We start from the raw sequence: 19,376 nt of genomic DNA, 5'->3' as shown, positions 1-19,376 counted from the left end.
GTCGGCGGGCTTTCGGGCGATGACGTGGATCAGGTGCTCTCCGCACTGCGCCCGCCGAGGTGGGCGGCGAGGTGCCGCTCGATCGCGCGGAAGAGCCTGACCTGGTTCTCCGGGTTGTCGAACCCGTGGCCCTCGTCCTGCGCCACGAGGTACTCGACCGGCACACCGCGGGCGCGCAGCGGGGCGACGATGTTGTCGGACTCGGACTGCACGACGCGGACGTCGTTGGCGCCCTGGGCGACCAGCAGCGGGGTGCGGATCCGGTCGACCAGGGTGACCGGCGACCGGCGGCGCATGTCGGCCAGGGCCTCGGGGTCGTCGGGGTCGCCGACGTAGGCGATCCAGTTGTTGGTCATGTTCGCCCGCACGAACGGGGGCAGCGCGGACAGGAAGCTCGCGAGGTCGGAGATGCCGACGTAGTCGACGGCGGCGGCGAACCTCTCCGGCGTGACGGTGACCCCGACGAGTGCTGCGTAGCCGCCGTAGGAGCCGCCGACGATGCCGAGGCGGTCCGGGTCGGCATACCCCTGCGCGACCGCCCACTCGACGGCGTCGATCAGGTCGTCGTGCATCGCGCCCGCGAACTCGCCGATCGCCGCGGTCAGGTGCCGGCGCCCGTAGCCGGTCGACCCCCGGAAGTTCACCTTCAGCACGGCGTAGCCGCGGTTGGCCAGGAACTGCACCGCCGCGGTGTAGCCCCAGGTGTCGTGCATCCACGGCCCGCCGTGCACGAGCAGTACCAGCGGCAGGTTCCGCGGCTCGACGCCGACCGGCAGGGTGAGGAAGGCGTGCAGTGGCAGGCCGTCGCGGGCCGGGAACCGGACCGCGGTCGTCGATGGGTTGTCGGCGGGGTCGCGGCTCCCGTCGCGGAACAGCAGGCGGGCGTCGCCGCTGGTGTGGTCGTAGAACCACGTCGTCGGGGGTTCGCGGTCGTGGATGAAGGTCGCGACCCAGCGCTGCTCGTCGAGATCCGAGCTCACCCAGCCCAGCACGCCGTCGGTGAGCTGCTCCAGAGCGGTCTGGATCTCGGCGAAGTGCGGGTCGATCGCCACGACCTGTGGCCGGTCGCCGGTGAAGCGGGCGGCGATGACCTCGCCGGTGCGCCGGCTGGCGAACACGGTCGGCGGCAGGGTGTCGGCGACGGAGCTGAGCGTGTCGAGGCTGTGCCCCTCCATGGCGGCGACGACGGTCCGCCCGCCGGTGTCGCGGTCCAGGCGCACCAGGCACAGGTCGTCGGACCCGTGGTAGTCGCCGAGCAGGGCGCCGCTGCCGTCGGGAAGGGGGAGGAGGAACACCCCCATCGGGTGCTCGGGGCCACCGAGTCGGTGCAGCAGGCGCCGCTCGGCGGTGTCGCGGTCGACCGCGAAGACCTCGTGGGTGCCGTCGTCGGCGCGCGAGATGAACCAGGTCGCCGCGCCGTCGCGGTCGAGGAGGAAGAACTCGGACGGGTCGGTGCGCTCGACCAGCGGGGTGGTCTCGCCGGTGGCCAGGTCGATGCGGAACACGTCGACGTAGAGCGGGCGGGGGTTCATCCAGACGATCGCGGTGCCGGGCACCGTGGTCTCGGTGTCGGCGGCGAACACGCGCGATCCGGGGCCCATCGGGGTGAGGTCGACGGCGGGCTCGTCCGGGGTGTCGAGGTCGACCCGGTAGAGGTGCCAGTCCTCGTTGCCGTCGGTGTCCTGCAGGTACAGCAGCCGGCGCGGGTCGTCGGTCCAGTAGTAGGTGGTGATCCCGCGCCGGGTGTCGCGGGTGACGCACACCGCGTCCTCGTGGGTCTCGTCGATGCCGCGCACCCAGACCTGGCGCCGCCCGTGGGCCGGGGCCAGGTAGGCGATCCGCGTCCCGTCGGCGGACAGCGACGGCGCGGCGAACTCGGGGTCGGCGAACAGGTCGTCGAGGTCGATCAGGGCGGGCATGATCACTCCGGTCCGGTGTCGGGGGTGGAACCGTGCTGCGACCCCCACGGAACACCGTGCCGCTGCGGCACGGTCAAGCTCCACACGATCGGAGGACCGTCGGTGATCTCGACGGCGGCCGGGACGACCGGCAGTGGCGGCTCGGCGACCGCCCGGGCGCCGACCGCGTGCGGGAGTGCCGGATCGGGATCGGGCGCCTCGGCCGTCCCGGCGGCGGACCGACCTGGGAACCGGGGGCGTACGCCGCACTCTCCGGCTCCTCCAACGTATAGCGCACCGGGGGTCTTGCGGCAAGACCCCCGTCGTGCCGCAGACTCTCCCGCCGATGCCCAGGACCTGGGGAGACGGGGGAATCGATGATTGACGTGATCGTGGCGGGCGGTGGCCCGACGGGGCTGCTGCTGGCCGCCGAACTGCGGCTGCACGACGTGCGGGTGGTCGTGTTGGAGCGGGACGCGGAGCCGACGAGGGTGGTGCGCTCGCTGGGCCTGCACGCGCGCAGCATCGAGGTGCTCGACCAGCGGGGGCTGTTGGAGCGGTTCCTCGAGCACGGCACGCGGTACCCGGTCGGCGGGTTCTTCGCCGGCATCACCGCGCCCGCGCCGGAGGGGCTGGACACCGCGCACGGCTACGTCCTCGGCATCCCGCAGCCCGTCACCGACCGGCTGCTCGCCGAGCACGCCGCCGAGGTCGGGGCGGAGGTGCGGCGCGGGTGCGAGCTGGTCGGGATCGCCCAGGACGACGACGGCGTGTCCGTCGAGCTGGCCGACGGCTCGACGCTGCGCTCGCGCTACCTCGTCGGCTGCGACGGCGGGCGCAGCACGGTGCGCAAGCTGCTCGGCGTCGGCTTCCCCGGGGAGGCCACCCGGATCGAGACGCTGCTGGGGGAGATGGAGGTCGGCGTGCCGCCCGAGACGGTGGCCGCGGTGGTGGCGGAGGTGCGGAGGACGCGGCGGTGGTTCGGCGTCGGGCCGATCGGGGACGGGGTGTTCCGCGTCGTCGTGCCCGCGGAGGGACTGGCCGGGGACCGCACCCCGCCGACGCTCGACGAGGTCGCGCGGCGGCTCCGCGCCGTCGCCGGCACCGACTTCGGCGTGCACTCCCCGCGCTGGCTCTCCCGCTTCGGCGACGCCACCCGGCTGGCCGAGCGCTACCGGACCGGCCGGGTGCTGCTCGCCGGAGACGCCGCGCACGTCCACCCGCCGGTGGGCGGGCAGGGGCTCAACCTCGGCCTCCAGGACGCGTTCAACCTGGGCTGGAAGCTGGCCGCCGAGGCGAACGGGTGGGCGCCGGAGGGGCTGCTGGACAGCTACCACTCCGAGCGGCACCCGGTCGCCGCCGACGTGCTGGCGAACGTGCGCGCCCAGACCGAGCTGATGTCCGTCGAGCCGGGGCCGCAGGCCGTGCGGCGGCTGCTGTCGGAGCTGATGGAGTTCCAGGAGGTCAACCGGTTCCTGACCGAGAAGATCATCGCTATCGGCATCCGCTACGACCTCGGCGACGACCATCCCCTCGTCGGCCGCCGGCTCCGTGACGTCGGGTTGGCGCGGGGGAGCCTCTACGGGCGGATGCACGGCGGCCGCGGACTGCTGCTCGACCGGACCGGCCGGCTGGCGGTGGGGGGCTGGGCGGAACGGGTCGACCACGTCGTCGACGGCGGTGCGGAACCGGACGTGCCCGCGGCGCTGCTGCGGCCCGACGGCCACGTGGTGTGGGTCGGGGAGGACCAGCAGGAGCTGGACGACCGGCTGGGCCGCTGGTTCGGCGACCGGGTGCCGGCCGGGTAGCCGACCGACGTTCGGGAAAGAGGACCTCCATGCGCGGCATCCGGCGCGGCGAGAGGCGTTCGGTCGTGTAGACCGACCTGACGTTTGGGTACGCTGGCGGTTCCCGACCGAGGAGCCGTCCATGCCCCGTCCCAGCCGCCGGCCGGAGATCCTGCTCGCCGCGGGCGAGGAGTTCCGCGAGCACGGCTACGAGAACGCGACGCTCGAGAGCATCGGTGCGCGGGTCGGCATCCTCAAGGGCAGTATCTACAACTACGTCGGGAGCAAGGAGGAGCTCCTCCTCGCCGTCGTCGAACAGCCGGCCAGGGCCCTGCTCGCGGAGCTCGACCTGCTGCGGGCCGACACGCACAGCAGCGTGACGGTGCGGTTGCAGGAGCTGATCCGGATGCAGGTCCGGATCTTCAGCGAGTGGTACCCGGCGGCGTTCGTCTACCTGCGCCACCTCGGCCACGTCGTGCAGTCGCCGAAGTTCGCCGAGTTCCGCGAGATGGACGGGCGCTACATGGCCGCGGTCGAGGGGCTGCTGGCCGAGGGGGCGGCGTCGGGGGAGTTCTCGCTCGCCGCGGAGCCGCGCACGGTCGCCCGCGCGATCGTCGGCATGCTCGACTGGATGCAGCACTGGTTCACCCCCCGCGGCGAGGTCGAGGACCTCGAGCTGGCCGACGAACTGTTCGCGATGGCGCTCGGCGGGTTGATCGCGGGGGGCAGCATGCGGGCGCTCAACCGGTCGCCCCGGCCGGCCCCCGCCGCGCCCACGCGCCCGTGAACGACCCCGTTCCCGCCTGGCGGCTCGACGGCCGGGTCGCCGTCGTGACCGGGGCGTCGTCGGGACTCGGGGCGTACTTCGCGAGGGTGCTCGCCGGTGCCGGTGCGGACGTCGTCATCGGGGCCCGGCGCACCGCCGAGCTGGCGACGGTGCGCGAGGCGGTGCTCGCGGCGGGCCGCCGGTGCGTCGCCGTCGCCGCCGACGTGACCGCCGCGGACGACTGCGCGGCGCTCGTCGCCGCGGCCGAGGAGCTCGGCGGCGTGCACGTCCTGGTCAACAACGCGGGGACGGGCTACGCGGCCCGGGCGGAGCGCGACGACCCGGACCGCGCCGCCCGGCTGATCGAGGTGAACCTGCTCGCCGCCTACCGGATGGCGGCGGCCGTCGGGCGGTCGATGATCGCCCGCGGGGTGGGCGGGTCGATCGTCAACATCTCCTCCGCGCTCGGCCTCGGGCCGGGCGACGTCCCGCAGGCCGCGTACTCCGCGTCGAAGGCCGGGCTGCTGGGGCTGACCCGCGACCTCGCCCAGCAGTGGTCGGGCCGCCACGGCATCCGCGTCAACGCGCTCGCGCCCGGGTTCTTCGAGTCCGAGCTGACGGCGCCGCTGCTGACCCGCGATGACGGGCTCGCGGCGGTCGTCGCCCGCACCCCGCTGGGCCGGGTCGGACGACTCGACGAGCTGGCCGGCCCGCTGCTGCTGCTCGCCTCCGACGCCGGTTCGTACATGACCGGCGCGACGCTGTGCGTCGACGGCGGGTGGACGATGCACTGACCGGAGCGGTCAGGGCCGGTCGAACACCACCGGGAAGCGCAGCATCCCGCGCGAGAGCAGCACCGGGTGCCAGCGCAGCTCGTCCTCGGCCGGCCGCAGCCCGGGCAGCCGCTCCAGCGCGCGGGGGATGGCGACGGCGGCCTCCAGCCGGGCGAGCGGCGCGCCGAGGCAGTAGTGCATCCCGACGCCGAAGCCCAGCTGTCGGCCCTGGCGGCGGGTGATGTCGAGCCGGTCCGGGTCCTCGAACACGGCCGGGTCCCGGTTGGCCGACGACGGGCACAGGAAGACCCGCTCGCCGCGGCGCAGCGTGCGCCCGCGCAGCTCCACGTCGTCGGCCATCAGCCGGGCGACGGTCTTGGCCGGCCCGTCGAAGCGCAGCAGCTCCTCCACCGCACCCCCGACGAGGGCCGGGTCGGCGGCGAGCAGCGCGCGCTGCCCGGGGTCGCGCAGCAGGGCCAGCAGCCCGCTGCCGATCAGGTTCGTCGTGGTCTCGTGGCCGGCGAACAGCAGCAGCACCCCGGTGGAGATGACCTCGTCCTGGCTCAGGGCGTCGTCGTCGTCGCGGGCGCTGATCAGCGCGGACAGCAGGTCGTCGGCGGGGTCGCGCTCGTGGTCGCGGACCAGGCCGGTGAGGTACTCGGTCAGCTCCGCCATGCCGTTGGCGCCCGCCGTGTGCCGGTTCGGGTCGCCCATGCCGCCGAAGACGAGCCCGGTGATCTGGTCGGACCAGTCCTTGAACCGGGGGTGGTCGCGCCGCGGCACGCCGAGCATCTCCGCGATGACGGCGGCGGTGAGCGGGTAGGCGTAGTCGGCGATCAGGTCGGTCGTGCCGGTGCCGGCGGCGAGTGCGGCGTCGAGCAGCTCGTCGGCGACGTCGACGACCCGCGCCCGCACCCGGTCGACCGCGCGCGGGGTGAACGCGCGGCTGAGCAGCTTGCGCAGCCGGGTGTGGTCGGGCGGGTCCTGGAACACCATCCAGTCCTCGAGGACGCCGAACGCGGCCCGGACCGCCGGGTCGGCGTCGGGGCCGTCGAGCTTGGCCCTGCGGTAGGGGGAGATGCGGTCGGAGGAGAACCGCGGGTCGCGCAGCGCGTCGGACACGTCGTCGAAGCGGGTGACGAACCAGGACCGGTACTTCTCGCTCCAGTGCACGGGATCGTGCTCGCGCAGCGCGGCGAGCAGCGGGTAGGGGTCGCGGACGGCGTCGTCGCCGAGCAGGTCCGCGCGGGCGAGGTCGATCGACGCGCTCACGGTGCCTCCAACACGGCGACGACGCAGGCGTTGCCGTCGAGGACGGACACGCCGCCGCCCATGGTCTCGACGACGCCGATGCGGGCGCCCTCGACCTGGCGGCCCGCGGCCTCGCCGCGCAGCTGCCAGGTGATCTCGGCGAGCTGGGCCAGCCCCGTCGCCCCCAGCGGGTGACCCCGGGACAGCAGGCCGCCGGACGGGTTCACCGGGTGCGCCCCGCCGAGCGCGGTCACCCCGGCCGCCGCGGCCTCGCCGCCCCCGCCCGCAGGGGCCAGGCCCAGCGCCTCGGTCGTGACGATCTCGCCGATGGTGAAGGCGTCGTGCACCTCCAGGACGTCGACGTCGGACGCCCCGGCCAGGCCCGCGGCGGCGAACGCGTCGGCGGCGGTGTCGCGGACGACGTCGTGCCCCCAGACGTGCGGTGAGGCGTGGTTCCACGGCGCGCCGGTGCGCATCGCGACCCCGCGGACGGCCACCTCGCGGGCCCCGCCGGTGGCGGGCGCGAGCACGGCGGCCGCGGCGCCGTCGGAGGTCGGGCAGCACTGCAGCAGCGTGAGCGGGTCGGCGATCATGCGCGAGGCCAGCACCTCCTCGACGGTGTGGCGGCCGGAGTACTGGGCGCGCGGGTTGTGCAGGGCGTGCGCGTGGTTCTTCACCGACACCGCCGCGAGCTGCTCGGGCGTCACGGCGCCGAGGTGCAGGTAGCGGGCCGCGGCCATGGCGTAGAGGGCGGGCAGCGCGAGCCCCGAGCGGCCCTCCGGGTCGGTGGGCTCGGGGGTGATGGCCCCGGCGAACGCGGTGCTCATCTGCTCGACGCCGAGAGCCAGCACGCGGCCGTACCGGCCGGTGCGGACCGCCTCGTGGGCCTCGGCGAACGCGGTGGTGCCGCTGGCGCAGGCGTTCTCCACCGTGACGATCGGGACACCGGTGACGCCCATGGCCCGCAGCACCCGCTGCGCGACCCCGGCGGGGCCGAACACGGTGCCGACCCACACCGCGTCGACCGCGTCGACACCGGCGTCGGCGAACGCCTCGTGCACCGCGTCGAAGGCGAGGCCGACGAGGTCGCGCTCGGGCTGGCGGCCGAAGTGGGAGGTGCCGACCCCGTGCACGGCGACGGCGCTCACGCGAGCACCTCCACCCGGACGTCGCCGTCGGCCGACGGTGCGGTGAGCCGGACCCGGGCGCCGATCGGCGGGGCGGCGTCGCCGGTGAGGTGGGCGAGGACCCGCGGGCCGTCGTCGAGGTCGACGTAGGCGAGCACGTACGGCGGGGTCCGGCCGGGCACCGGGATGCGGACGACGGTCGCGCTCCACACCGTGCCGTCCGGGCCGAACTCGGCCGGGCCGACCTCGCCGCGGCAGGCCGGGCACCGCGGCCAGGCGAACGCGGCGACCCCGCCGCACGCCGGGCAGAGCCGTCCGGCGACGCGGTGCAGGCCGTCGGGACCCGTCTGCACCACGGGTCGCGGGTCGGCGAGGGCTGGGTGCGTCACGCCGCCATGTAAGCAAACGTGGGTCCAGTTATCAACAGGCCGACAGGCGCATCGACGTCGACTCTTGACAGTCCGGGTGGTCCAGGCCACATTACTCGCACCGCTGTTACCGAACCGCGGTTTGTACTTGTGGGACCTGACTCAGGAGGACCGATCGATGAAGTTCGGCTTTTTCACCATGCCGGAGCACCCGCCGATCGAGAACTGGACGCTGTCCTACGACCGCGACATCGCGGCCATCGTGGAGGCCGAGCGGCTCGGGTTCTCGGAGTTCTGGATCGGTGAGCACCACACCGGTGGCTACGAGAACGTGCCCGTCCCGGAGTACATGATCGCCAAGGCGTCGGCCGTGACGAGCCGGATCCGCCTCGGCACCGGCGTCGTCAACCTGCCCTACCAGGACCCCTTCATGGTGGCGGAGCGCCTCGCGTTCCTCGACCACCTCACCCACGGCCGCCTGGAGTACGGGTTCGGCGGCGGCGGGCTGCCCACCGACAAGGCGCTGTTCGGCCTGGAGCCCTCCGAGGCCGCGCCGCGCACCAACGAGGCGCTGGAGATCATCTGGCAGCTCCTGACGTCCGACGACCCGGTCACCTACGAGGGCGTGTACTGGAAGTACGAGAACCGCCAGCTCCAGGTCGGGCCGTACCAGGACGTCCCCCCGTTCGCGATCGCCGGCCTCACGGGCCTGCACAACTACGCCAAGTGCGGCGCCAACGGCTGGAAGCCGCTGAGCGTGCACTTCGCCCCGATCGACAACGGCACCTACGACCTGGCCCCCGACCTCGTCGGCATGGGCAAGGCGATGCTGGAGGCCGGCGCGGCGTCGGGCATCGACCCCGCCGTGACCCGGGAGAACTGGCGCGTCGTGCGCGAGGTCTACGTGACCGACGACAAGAACCAGGCGATGCGCGACATCCGCGAGGGCGTCAAGCGCTCCTACGACTACCTGCTCGGGCTCGGGCTCGGCGCCCTGATGAAGAAGGGCGAGGGCATGGAGGACCCCGACCTCACCTTCGAGTGGATGGCCGACAACATCCCCTGGATCATCGGCAGCCCGGACGACTGCATCCGCCAGCTCAAGGAGATGGAGGAGGCCACCGGCGGCTTCGGCACGCTGCTGATCAACTGCCGCGACTGGGTCACCACCGACAAGTGGAACCGCTCGCTGGAGCTGTTCGCGCGCTACGTCACGCCGCAGTTCACCGCGCGCGAGCGCATGGGCCGTCGCCAGCGCATGGCCAACGTGGCGCTCGGCATCGCCTGATGGCGGCGGCGATGAGCAGGCTCGCGGGCAAGGTCGCCGTCATCACCGGTGGCGTGCAGGGCATCGGCCGGGCGGTCGCGCTGCGGTGCGCCGCCGAGGGCGCCGCGGTCGTGATCGGCGACCTGCAGGACGACGACTCGACGGCGCAGGAGATCACCGCCGCCGGGGGCCGCGCCGTCCACATCACGATGGACGTGCGGCAGCGCGGCGACTGGAAGCGGCTCGTCGACGAGGCCGTCGGCGGGTTCGGCGGCCTGCACCTGCTGGGCAACATCGCCGGCGTGACCAACACGCTCGGCCCCGACAACGTCGTCGACCTCGACGACGCGGGCTGGGACCACGTCATCGGCACCGACCTCAAGGGCGTCTGGCTGGGCATGCAGGCCGCGATCCCGCGGATGCTCGACGGCGGCGGGGGCAGCATCGTCAACATCGGCTCGATGGCGGCGCTCAAGGGGCTGGAGAACCTGGCCGCCTACTCCGCGGCCAAGGGCGGGGTCGTCAGCCTCACCCAGCAGGTGGCGATGGAGTACAGCCCGCGCGGGATCCGGGTGAACTGCATCTGCCCCGGCACGATCGACACCCCCATCCTGGCGGGCATCACCGAGGGCATGCGCGAGAACTTCGTGGCGGCGCACATGATCCCGCGCCTGGGCCGGGCGGAGGACATCGCGGCGGCGGCCGCGTTCCTGTTCTCCGACGACGCCAGCTTCTGCACGGGGCAGGCCATGCCCGTCGACGGCGGCTGGAACGCCAAGGGGAGCGCCGGCTGATGGACCTCTCCGGACAGACCGCCGTCGTGACCGGCGCGGGCAGCGGGATCGGCAAGGCGATCGCGGCGGCACTGCTGGAGGACGGCGCCAACGTCGTCTCGCTGGAGGTCTCGCCGGACAACATCAAGACGGCCACCGAGGAGCTGGACGGGGGTGACCGCCTGGCCTGGTACGAGGGCTCGGTGGCCGTCGCCGCCGACGTCGAGGCGACCTTCGCGCTCGCCGGTGACCGCTACGGCCCGGCGCAGTACCTGGTCAACAACGCGGGTACGGCGTCGCTGTCGCTCGTCGTCGACACCTCCGAGGACGACTGGGACCTGATCGTCGACACCTGCCTCAAGGGCACGTTCCTGTGCACGAGGGCGTTCGCGCGGCAGGCGATCGCGGCGGGCTCGGGCGGGGCGATCGTCAACATCGCCTCGCTCAACGCCGTCGCGGCCACCGACGGCCTGGGCCACTACTGCGCGGCCAAGGCCGGGATCATGCAGTTCACCCAGGTCTGCGCCGGCGAGCTGGGGCGCCACGGCATCCGGGCCAACTCGATCGGGCCGGGCACCGTCAACACCCCGCTGGGCGCCGGGTTCACCGTCGGGCGGATCGGGCAGGAGTTCCTGGACCGCACGCTGGTCGCGCCGCCGCGGCACCAGGAGCCCTCCGACATCGCCGACGTCGCGCTGTTCCTGCTCTCGCCCGCCGCCGGGCGGATCACGGGACACTTCGTGCCCGTCGACGGCGGGCAGCACGTGCGGGGGCTGCACTCCTACTGGGACGTGGCCGAGGCGCAGGGCCTCGTCGCCCGCCCCTGACGGCACGAGGAACCGGGAACGGAACGAGGAACGGCACATGGGCAGCAGCACGGCAGGTCCGCGGGGCTTCCCCCGCTACTGGGACGAGGAGCGCGAGACCCTCGCGCCCGCGGAGCGCGACCGCGTGATCCTGGCGCGGATGCAGCACCAGCTGCACCACGTCTACGCGGAGCTGCCGTTCTACCGCCGGCACTACGACGCACACGGGTTCCACCCCGACCAGGTGCGCGCGATCGAGGACTTCACCACGAAGGTCCCGGTGATCACGAAGAAGATGCTCGTCGCCGACCAGCGCGAGCACCCGCCGTTCGGCAGCTACAGCCGTCCGGTGCCGCCCGGGGAGATTGCCCGCATCCACGGGTCGTCGGGCACCTCGGGCGTGCCGACGATGTACGCGGTGTCGCGCACCGACTGGGAGCGCGCGGGCGAGGTCCACGCGATGGCGCAGTGGTGCGCGGGCGTGCGGCCCGACGACATCGTGCAGGTCGGGTTCCCGTTCGGCCTGTTCTTCGGGGGCTGGGGCGTGGTGCAGGGGGCGGAGCGCATCGGCGCCACGCTGTTCCCGCTCGGCATCACCGACTCCGAGCGGCACCTGGAGCTGATCGACCGTCTGGGGTCGACGATCTTCAGCGCGACCCCGTCCTACTGCATCCACCTGCTGTCGGTGGCCGAGAAGATGGGCATCGACCTGCGGGGCAACACGGTGCGGCACCTGCTCGTCGGCGGGGAGCCCGGCGGGAGCCTGCCGGGCACCCGGAAGATCATCGAGGACGGCTGGGGCGCCACCGCGGCCGACGCCGGCTCGACCTCGGAGATGTACCCGTTCCAGACCAGCGTCGGCTGCACCGAGGGCACCGGCACGCACCTCTACACCGACGAGGTGTTCACCGAGGTCGTCGACGCGGCCGACCTCAACGTCCCGATCCCGGTCGGGCGGCGCGGCGCGGTCGTCTACACGCACCTGTGGCGCGACTCCCAGCCGATGATCCGGTTCGCCCCGGGCGACGAGACCTACCTCGACACCGACCCGTGCCCGTGCGGGCGCACCTACCCGCGCCTGCCCGAGGGCATCCTCGGGCGGCTCGACGACATGCTCGTCGTCCGGGGGGCCAACGTGTTCCCCAGCGCGATCGAGACCGGCCTGCGCACCGTCACCGAGCTCGGTCCCGAGTTCCGCATCCGGGTGAGCCGGGCCGGGGCGCTCGACGAGCTGACGGTCCAGGCCGAGCTGGGGCACCCGGCCGTCACGGAGCTGGACGCGCTGGCCCCGGCCGACGGCGACGCGCGGCGCGCCGACATCGTCCGCCGGGCCGAGGACGCCCTGCGGCGCACGGTCGCGATCCGGGTGCCGGTGCAACTGCTCGACCCCGGGACCCTGCCCGAGACGACCTTCAAGGCCCGCCGCGTCGTCGACGAGCGGCCCGGTCGCTGAGCGGAGCCATGATCGACGCAGCGTGACGATCCGGCTACGCGTACACGATGTGATGTCGATGGGACGGACGGTGTATCCCCGGACGGGTCGGGCGCGTTGACGGAGCACTACGCCTACGGAGCTGCTCCCCGGTCGGTACCAACCGGGAGGGTGGCGAGCGTCGCGTGGATGCGGGCGCGACGGGCCCGGCCGGCAGGTTCGGCCGGGCCCGTCGCTTGCCCGACGTGGCACGATCTCCCGGGTGACCGGCAGACCGGACGACGCGCAGCACCTGCGCGACCTCGCACGGCTGCGGCGCGTGCGCGACCGGATCGACCGGGAGTACGCCGACCCGCTCGACGTCGAGGCGCTGGCCCGCGGCGTGCACATGTCGGCCGGGCACCTGAGCCGGCAGTTCCGGCAGGCCTACGGGGAGTCCCCGTACAGCTACCTGATGACCCGGCGCATCGAGCGCGCGATGGCGCTGCTGCGCCGCGGCGACCTCAACGTCACCGAGGTCTGTTTCGCCGTCGGCTGCTCGTCGCTCGGCACGTTCAGTACCCGCTTCACCGAGCTGGTCGGGGTGCCCCCCAGCGTCTACCGGCGCGAGGAGGGGAACGCGACGGAGGGCATGTCCCCGTGCGTCGCGAAGCAGGTGACGCGACCGGTCAGGAATCGAGAAGCACCGGTCGCCGCGCCGCACCTAGCGTGATCGCCATGGACCTCAGCATCTACAACTGCTTCCTCCCCCACGACGACCACGAGGCGTCGCTGGCCTTCTACCGCGACACCCTCGGCTTCGAGCTCCGCAACGACGTCGAGTACGGCGGGCTGCACTGGCTCACGATGGGCCCCGTCGGCCAGCCCGGCACGTCGATCGTGCTGCACCCGCCCGCCGCCGACCCCGGTGTCACCGACGACGAGCGCCGCGTGATCTCCGAGATGATGGCCAAGGGCACCTACGCCGGCATCAACCTGGCCACCACCGACCTCGACGGCACGTTCGAGAAGCTGCAGGCGGGCGACGCCGACGTCGTCCAGGAACCGACCGACCAGCCGTGGGGCGTCCGCGACTGCGCCCTCCGCGATCCCGCGGGCAACATGATCCGCATCTTCGAGGTGAACTGATCCCGTGCACGCCGCCGACAGCCACGACCTGATCCGCGTGCAGGGTGCACGCGTCAACAACCTCAAGGACGTCAGCGTCGAGATCCCGAAGCGGCGGCTCACGGTCTTCACCGGCGTCTCCGGCTCCGGCAAGAGCTCGCTGGTGTTCCACACGATCGCCGCCGAGTCCCAGCGGATGATCAACGAGACGTACAGCGCGTTCGTCCAGGGCTTCATGCCGACGCTGGCCCGGCCCGAGGTCGACGTCATGGACGGCCTGACGACGGCGATCATCGTCGACCAGCAGCGGATGGGCACCGACCCCCGATCCACCGTCGGCACCGCCACCGACACCGGTGCACTGCTGCGCATCCTGTTCAGCCGGCTCGGGCAGCCGCACATCGGCTCGCCGCAGGCGTTCTCGTTCAACGTGGCCTCGATCAGCGGGGCGGGCGCGGTCACGATGGAGCGCGCCGGGCAGAAGATCAAGGAGCGGCGTGAGTTCAGCATCACCGGCGGCATGTGCCCGCGGTGCGAAGGCCGTGGCTCCGTCAACGACATCGACCTGACGGCGCTCTACGACGACACCAAGACCCTCAACGAGGGCGCGATCACCATCCCCGGTTACAGCATGGAGGGCTGGTTCGGCCGCATCTTCCGCGGCTGCGGGTTCTTCGACCCGGACAAGCCGATCACGAAGTTCACCGAGAAGGAGCTCCACGACCTGCTCCACAAGGAGCCGACGAAGATCAAGGTCGAGGGCATCAACCTGACGTACACGGGCCTGATCCCGCAGATCCAGAAGTCGTACCTGTCCAAGGACATCGACGCGCTGCAGCCGCACATCCGCGCGTTCGTGGAACGGGCCGCCACGTTCACGACCTGCCCGGACTGCCACGGCACGCGCCTCTCCGAGCTGGCCCGCTCGTCGAAGATCGCGGGCATCAGCATCGCCGACGCCTGCGCGATGCAGATCAGCGACCTCGCCGCGTGGGCGGGCGACCTCGCCGAGCCGTCGGTGGCGCCGCTGCTCACCACGCTGCGGCACACCCTCGACTCGTTCGTCGAGATCGGGCTCGGTTACCTCTCGCTGGACCGGCCGTCGGGCACGCTGTCCGGCGGCGAGGCCCAGCGCACCAAGATGATCCGCCACCTCGGCTCGTCGCTCACCGATGTCACCTACGTCTTCGACGAGCCCACCATCGGCCTGCACCCGCACGACATCGCGCGGATGAACAACCTCCTGCGGCAGCTGCGCGACAAGGGCAACACGGTGCTCGTCGTCGAGCACAAGCCGGAGGCGATCGCGATCGCCGACCACATCGTCGACCTGGGCCCGCGCGCCGGGTCCGCCGGTGGCGAGGTGGTCTTCGAGGGCACCCTCGACGGGCTGCGCGCCAGCGGCACGCTGACCGGCCGCCACCTCGACGACCGCGCCGCGCTCAAGCCGTCCGTGCGGACGTCGACGGGGGCGCTGGAGGTGCGCGGCGCCGCCACCCACAACCTGACCGGCGTCGACGTCGACGTCCCGCTCGGCGTGCTCGTCGTCGTCACCGGGGTGGCGGGGTCGGGCAAGAGCTCGCTCATCCACGGTTCGGTGGCCGGCCGGGACGGGGTCGTGGCGATCGACCAGGGCGCGATCCGCGGCTCGCGCCGGAGCAACCCGGCCACCTACACCGGGCTGCTGGAACCCATCCGCAAGGCGTTCGGACGCGCCAACGGCGTCAAGCCGGCCCTGTTCAGCGCCAACTCCGAAGGGGCCTGCCCCAACTGCAACGGTGCCGGCGTGATCTACACCGACCTGGGCGTCATGGCCGGGGTCGCCATCACCTGCGAGGTGTGCGAGGGCAGGCGGTTCGACACGGCGGTGCTGGAGTACACCTTCGGGGGGAAGGACATCAGCGAGGTCCTCACGATGCCGGTCGCCGAGGCCGCGGGGTTCTTCGCCGCGGGCGACGCGAAGACGCCGGCCGCGGCGAAGATCCTGCAGCGCCTCGTCGACGTCGGGCTCGGCTACCTCACCATCGGCCAGCCGCTCACCACGCTGTCCGGCGGCGAGCGGCAGCGCCTCAAGCTGGCCACGCACATGGGGGAGAAGGGCGACGTCCTCGTCCTCGACGAACCGACCTCCGGCCTGCACCTGGCCGACGTCGAGCAACTGCTGGGGCTCCTCGACCGGCTCGTCGACGACGGGAAGTCGGTGATCGTCATCGAGCACCACCAGGCCGTGATGGCGCACGCCGACTGGATCATCGACCTCGGCCCGGGCGCCGGCCACGCAGGCGGGCGGATCGTGTTCGAAGGTACCCCCGCCGACCTCGTCGCCGCCCGCTCCACACTCACCGGTGAACACCTCGCCGCGTACGTGGGTGCCTGAGCCGAACGGCCGGGGGTTCAGCGGCATCCGGATGCGGGTACTGCTCCATCGTGGCCGACGTCCTCGATATGGCGATTCCCGCGCAGGCGTGTGCGCCCTGGCGGGTGCGCCGGGCCGTGTCGGACTGGCTCGGCGGGCTCTGCGGCGTGTCCCCGCTGTGCGACACGGGGGAGGACCTCGTCTACGCGGTGAGCGAGGCCGTCGCCAACTGCGTCGACCACGCCTACTCCGGCGACGGGCCCGGGGCCGTGACCGTGACCGTGACCGGGCACATCGTCCGGCTGGGCGGGGCGCGGTCCCCCCGCGTCGGCTGCCTCGGCCCGTTCCGGATCGAGCTCGCCATCGGCGACTCCGGCCGGTGGAAGGAGCCCGCGCGTGAGCCCGGTGACCGCGGCCGCGGGCTGCGGATGATCGAGGCGTTCGTCGACGCGCTCGAGGTCGACCGCGCCCGCACCGGGACCACGGTCACCGTGCGGCAGCTGATGGACTGCCCGGCCCACCGCGCCCGGTGAGCGGTCCTACCGGGTGGCGACCGCGGACCCGGTGGGGACCGGGATGCCACGGTCGGCGGCCCAGAACATCGTGTCGACGGCGACGGCGTCCCAGTCGACGGCCGAGGTGGTGCTGCTCGGCGCCGAGCGTGTGGAGTCGTCGTGGACCTCCATGTGCCACACCAGCTCCGGGTCGGAACCGAGCATCACCCGGCGCCGGGCCGCGCGGCGCGTGGCCCGGGCACCGACGGCGGCGCGCACGAGTCCGCGGACGGCGCCGCGCAGTACCGAGCCGCCGGGGTCGGGTGCGAGGTCGGCGAGCCCGAACGGGCGGTAGCCCTGCAACGCGAGGCAGGTCGCGATGTCCCACGCGCCGCCGGTGTAGGGCATGAGTCGCAGGATGCCGGCGTCGACGCGCAGTGCGTCGCCCCGCACCCCGAACGTGCTGGTGGTGGCATAGGACCGGTACCAGGATGCCGCACCGACGCGTGGCGCGTCGGTGATGCCGTCGGTGCCGGGCTGCCTCCGCCGCACGGCGCGGCAACCGGACGCCTCGACGTCGAGCGCGTCGGAGCCGTAGAGCGTGAAGTACGCGGCCTCGGGGAAGGCCGTGGCGGCGGACCGCAGCGTCGTGAAGGTGTCGGGGGAGTAGAGGTAGTCGTCCTCGGCGAACCACACGATGTCGTCCGGGCCGCCGGACAGGGCGGCCTCGCGGGCGACGACGGCGCGGAACGAGGCGCGGTTGCTACCGCCGTCGATCTGCCGGACCGTGCCGTGGGCCTCCATGAGCGCCAACCGGTCGGCCGGGATGCCGCCGTCGTTGACGAAGACGAACTCGATGTCGGACCCCAGGGGTTCCGCGGCGCGCAGCACCGAGGCCAGGGCCAGGGTCTTGCTGTAGTAGGCGGGGCGGGGCTTGGTGTTCTCCGCCTCCGACGACCGGTAGACGACGCGCACTCGTGGACTCACGTGATCCACGCTAGAGAGGCACCGGCAAGCGTCCGGTGCATGCAAGGTTAGGAGACGGCTAACGTCGCTCCGGCAAGGTCACAGCAGAGGGAGGAGTCGAGGTGCGAACACGGATCGTGATGCTCGCGGTCGCGTCGGCCGCGGTGGCCATCGTGCTCTTCGGGCTGCCCCTCGCTGTGGCCGGAGCGCTGTACGCGCAGCAGTACAAGGTCCTCGACCTGGAACGACAGGCCGAACGGTCCGCGATGCGGGTGTCGCACTCGCTCGCCGACGGTGAGACGCCCGACGGGGGCGACCTCGACGACTTCGCCGATCTGACGTTCCGGTCTGCGTACGATGGTGACGGAGAGTGGCTGCTCGGTCGCGGACCGATGACGGCAGACGAGTTCGTCCTGAAGGCGCTCCGCGGGCGGGTGGCCACCGGGTCGAGCGACGGTGATCTGGTCGCGGCCGTCCCCGTGATCGACCAGGGCGACGTGGTCGGCGTCGTGCGGGTCTCCGGGTCGTCGAGCACGCTGCTGTGGCCCGTCGGGCTGGCCTGGATCGGGATGGTCGCGCTGGCCGGGGTGGCGATCGGGGCGGTGTGGCTGCTGGCCCGTCGGCAGGCCGCCCGGATGGCGCTGCCGCTCGACCAGCTCAGCACCGCTGCGCAGCGGCTCGGCAACGGCGACTTCTCGGTGCGGCTGCCGCCCGTCGCGTACGCGGAGATCGACGCCGTCGGCGCCTCGCTCAACCGCACCGCCGCCCGGCTCGACGACCTCCTCGCCCGCGAGCGCGCGTTCTCCGCCGAGGCCTCCCACCAGTTGCGCACCCCGCTGACGAGCCTGCGGCTGGGCCTGGAGTCGGCACTGGAGCGCCCCGGCGAGGATCCGCGCCCCGCGCTGCAGCAGGGGCTGCGCTCGACCGAGCGGATCGAGCGCACCGTCGAGGAGCTGCTCGAGCTGGCCCGCGACACCCACGGTGCCGTCGACGCGCTCGACGTCGGCGCGCTGCTCGCCGAGACGCGGGGGCAGTGGGCGGCGCAGTTCGACAAGCAGGGCCGCCCGCTGATCCTCGTCGTCGATCCGCAGACCCCACCCGCGTTGGCCTCCGGCGCGGCCGTCCGTCAGGTGCTGGCCGTGCTGCTGGAGAACGCTCTGGTGCACGGTTCGGGGCCGGTCCAGGTCACCGCCCGCGACGCGGGTGACGCCGTCGGCATCGAGGTGAGCGATCGCGGCCCGGGCATCACGCTGACCGACTCCGAGCTGTTCACCCGGCGCTCGCCGTCGGCCACCGGCCACGGGCTCGGCCTCGCACTGGCCCGGCGACTCGCGGAGGCCGAGGGCGGTCACCTGCGGCTGGCCCGGCCGTCGCCCCCGCAGTTCGCGCTCCTGCTGCGGGCGGCGTCGATGCACTGACCGTCAGGGTGCCTCGAGCCGGTAACCGTGCCCACGCACGGTGACGATCTGGGGCACCGTGCGCCCGGTCTCGGACAGCTTGCGGCGCAGCGCGGCCACGTGGACGTCGAGCGTCTTCGTGGAGCCGAACCAGTGCTGGTCCCAGACCTCCGACATCAGCGTCTCGCGGCTCACCGCCGACCCCGGCTCGACGATCAGCCGCGCGAGCAGGTCGAACTCCCGCGGCCGCAGCGGGAGCTCGTTCCCGTCGACGGTCGCGCGGCGGCTCTCGACGCTCACCGTGAGGTCGCCGACGGAGTGCGTCGCGGCCGTCTTCGCCGGCTCGGTGCGGCGCAGGTGGGCGCGCACCCGCGCGACGAGCTCGGCCAGCGGCACCGGCTTGACCAGGTAGTCGTCGGCGCCCACCTCCAGCCCGACGACCACGTCCATCTCGCGCGCCCGCGCCGTCAGCATGACGATCACGGTGGTGGGGAGGACCAGCCGGAGCTGGCGGCAGACCTCCAGCCCGTCGAGGTCGGGGAGGCCGAGGTCGAGCAGGACCAGGTCGATGTCGGCCGACGCCCGGTCGAGCCCCCCGCGCCCGGTGCGCTCCCAGTCGACTGTGTGCCCGTGCAGCGCGAGGCTCGACCGCAGGAGCTCGCCGATCTCCGCGTCGTCCTCGATCACCAGCAGGTGACTCATGGCCTCCACCCTAGGGATCGCGTTCGTCGCCACGTTCGGGTGGACCGTCACTCCCGTCGGTGTCACGGGTGCTGCGCTCCGCTACAACGGATCGACCAGCACATCC

General features: G+C 73.0%; 18 protein-coding genes. 12 read left to right on the top strand and 6 right to left on the bottom strand.

Annotation, left to right across the window (positions count from 1 at the left end; translation table 11 throughout):
• Window positions 1–29: 29 nt before the first annotated feature.
• Window positions 30–1,919 (bottom strand): S9 family peptidase, encoded by a 1,890-nt coding sequence (locus I4I81_RS18870; RefSeq protein ID WP_218600790.1) that lies wholly within the window; start codon window positions 1,917–1,919, stop codon window positions 30–32.
• A gap of 356 nt (window positions 1,920–2,275) precedes the next feature.
• Here I4I81_RS18870 and rox point away from each other — a divergent pair, with 356 nt between their 5' ends.
• The 3 genes from rox (at window position 2,276) to I4I81_RS18855 (ending at window position 5,245) form a co-directional block, all read left to right on the top strand.
• Entirely contained in the window at window positions 2,276–3,706 is a 1,431-nt protein-coding gene (gene rox / locus I4I81_RS18865) for a rifampin monooxygenase (protein ID WP_218600791.1), read from the top strand.
• Between the two features lie 121 nt (window positions 3,707–3,827).
• Window positions 3,828–4,472 carry a TetR/AcrR family transcriptional regulator gene (locus I4I81_RS18860; protein ID WP_218600792.1) on the top strand — a complete coding sequence of 215 codons (645 nt, stop codon included), beginning with the start codon at window positions 3,828–3,830 and terminating at the stop codon, window positions 4,470–4,472.
• Entirely contained in the window at window positions 4,469–5,245 is a 777-nt protein-coding gene (locus I4I81_RS18855) for an SDR family NAD(P)-dependent oxidoreductase (RefSeq protein WP_218600793.1), read from the top strand. The genes I4I81_RS18860 and I4I81_RS18855 overlap by 4 nt, the downstream gene beginning before the upstream one ends.
• A gap of 9 nt (window positions 5,246–5,254) precedes the next feature.
• Here the strand turns inward: I4I81_RS18855 and I4I81_RS18850 are convergent, their stop codons facing one another.
• The 3 genes from I4I81_RS18850 to I4I81_RS18840 are packed head-to-tail and all read right to left on the bottom strand — an operon-like array spanning window position 5,255 to window position 7,991.
• Window positions 5,255–6,496: a cytochrome P450 gene (locus I4I81_RS18850; RefSeq protein WP_218600794.1), complete on the bottom strand. Its 1,242-nt coding sequence runs from the start codon at window positions 6,494–6,496 to the stop codon at window positions 5,255–5,257.
• Window positions 6,493–7,623, bottom strand: coding sequence for a thiolase family protein (locus tag I4I81_RS18845; RefSeq protein WP_218600795.1), 1,131 nt, complete (start codon window positions 7,621–7,623; stop codon window positions 6,493–6,495). Before I4I81_RS18845 ends, I4I81_RS18850 begins: the two co-directional genes overlap by 4 nt.
• Window positions 7,620–7,991: a Zn-ribbon domain-containing OB-fold protein gene (locus I4I81_RS18840; RefSeq protein ID WP_218600796.1), complete on the bottom strand. Its 372-nt coding sequence runs from the start codon at window positions 7,989–7,991 to the stop codon at window positions 7,620–7,622. Before I4I81_RS18840 ends, I4I81_RS18845 begins: the two co-directional genes overlap by 4 nt.
• A gap of 157 nt (window positions 7,992–8,148) precedes the next feature.
• On the opposite strand from I4I81_RS18840, the gene I4I81_RS18835 reads away from it, so the two are divergent.
• From I4I81_RS18835 to I4I81_RS18800, 8 genes are all read left to right on the top strand, one after another.
• Complete coding sequence (locus I4I81_RS18835) at window positions 8,149–9,258, top strand: LLM class flavin-dependent oxidoreductase (protein ID WP_218600797.1); 1,110 nt, start codon at window positions 8,149–8,151, stop codon at window positions 9,256–9,258.
• Window positions 9,258–10,031 carry an SDR family NAD(P)-dependent oxidoreductase gene (locus tag I4I81_RS18830; RefSeq protein WP_218600798.1) on the top strand — a complete coding sequence of 258 codons (774 nt, stop codon included), beginning with the start codon at window positions 9,258–9,260 and terminating at the stop codon, window positions 10,029–10,031. Before I4I81_RS18835 ends, I4I81_RS18830 begins: the two co-directional genes overlap by 1 nt.
• Window positions 10,031–10,837 carry an SDR family NAD(P)-dependent oxidoreductase gene (locus tag I4I81_RS18825; RefSeq protein ID WP_218600799.1) on the top strand — a complete coding sequence of 269 codons (807 nt, stop codon included), beginning with the start codon at window positions 10,031–10,033 and terminating at the stop codon, window positions 10,835–10,837. Before I4I81_RS18830 ends, I4I81_RS18825 begins: the two co-directional genes overlap by 1 nt.
• Window positions 10,838–10,874: 37 nt before the next feature.
• A complete protein-coding gene (locus tag I4I81_RS18820) occupies window positions 10,875–12,269 on the top strand; it encodes a phenylacetate--CoA ligase family protein (protein ID WP_218600800.1) in 1,395 nt (464 codons plus the stop codon).
• Window positions 12,270–12,510: 241 nt separating this feature from the next.
• Complete coding sequence (locus I4I81_RS18815; RefSeq protein WP_218616226.1) at window positions 12,511–12,960, top strand: helix-turn-helix transcriptional regulator; 450 nt, start codon at window positions 12,511–12,513, stop codon at window positions 12,958–12,960.
• A gap of 5 nt (window positions 12,961–12,965) precedes the next feature.
• Window positions 12,966–13,376, top strand: coding sequence for a VOC family protein (locus I4I81_RS18810; protein ID WP_218600802.1), 411 nt, complete (start codon window positions 12,966–12,968; stop codon window positions 13,374–13,376).
• A 4-nt stretch (window positions 13,377–13,380) separates the two neighbouring features.
• The gene (locus I4I81_RS18805; protein ID WP_218600803.1) at window positions 13,381–15,732 is read left to right on the top strand and encodes an ATP-binding cassette domain-containing protein; all 2,352 of its coding nucleotides are present in this window, start codon (window positions 13,381–13,383) and stop codon (window positions 15,730–15,732) included.
• 50 nt (window positions 15,733–15,782) lie between these two features.
• Window positions 15,783–16,244 carry an ATP-binding protein gene (locus I4I81_RS18800; RefSeq protein WP_218600804.1) on the top strand — a complete coding sequence of 154 codons (462 nt, stop codon included), beginning with the start codon at window positions 15,783–15,785 and terminating at the stop codon, window positions 16,242–16,244.
• A 6-nt stretch (window positions 16,245–16,250) separates the two neighbouring features.
• On the opposite strand, the gene I4I81_RS18795 is transcribed toward I4I81_RS18800, so the two are convergent.
• Complete coding sequence (locus tag I4I81_RS18795; protein ID WP_218600805.1) at window positions 16,251–17,192, bottom strand: hypothetical protein; 942 nt, start codon at window positions 17,190–17,192, stop codon at window positions 16,251–16,253.
• 101 nt (window positions 17,193–17,293) lie between these two features.
• Here I4I81_RS18795 and I4I81_RS18790 point away from each other — a divergent pair, with 101 nt between their 5' ends.
• A complete protein-coding gene (locus tag I4I81_RS18790) occupies window positions 17,294–18,589 on the top strand; it encodes a sensor histidine kinase (protein ID WP_218600806.1) in 1,296 nt (431 codons plus the stop codon).
• Window positions 18,590–18,592: 3 nt separating this feature from the next.
• Here the strand turns inward: I4I81_RS18790 and I4I81_RS18785 are convergent, their stop codons facing one another.
• Window positions 18,593–19,270, bottom strand: a complete 678-nt coding sequence (locus tag I4I81_RS18785; RefSeq protein ID WP_218600807.1) for a response regulator transcription factor — start codon at window positions 19,268–19,270, stop codon at window positions 18,593–18,595.
• Window positions 19,271–19,376: the final 106 nt, after the last annotated feature.

Source organism: Pseudonocardia abyssalis (assembly GCF_019263705.2).
GTDB lineage: Bacteria > Actinomycetota > Actinomycetes > Mycobacteriales > Pseudonocardiaceae > Pseudonocardia > Pseudonocardia abyssalis.
This window is presented reverse-complemented; position numbering and strand designations above follow the sequence as displayed.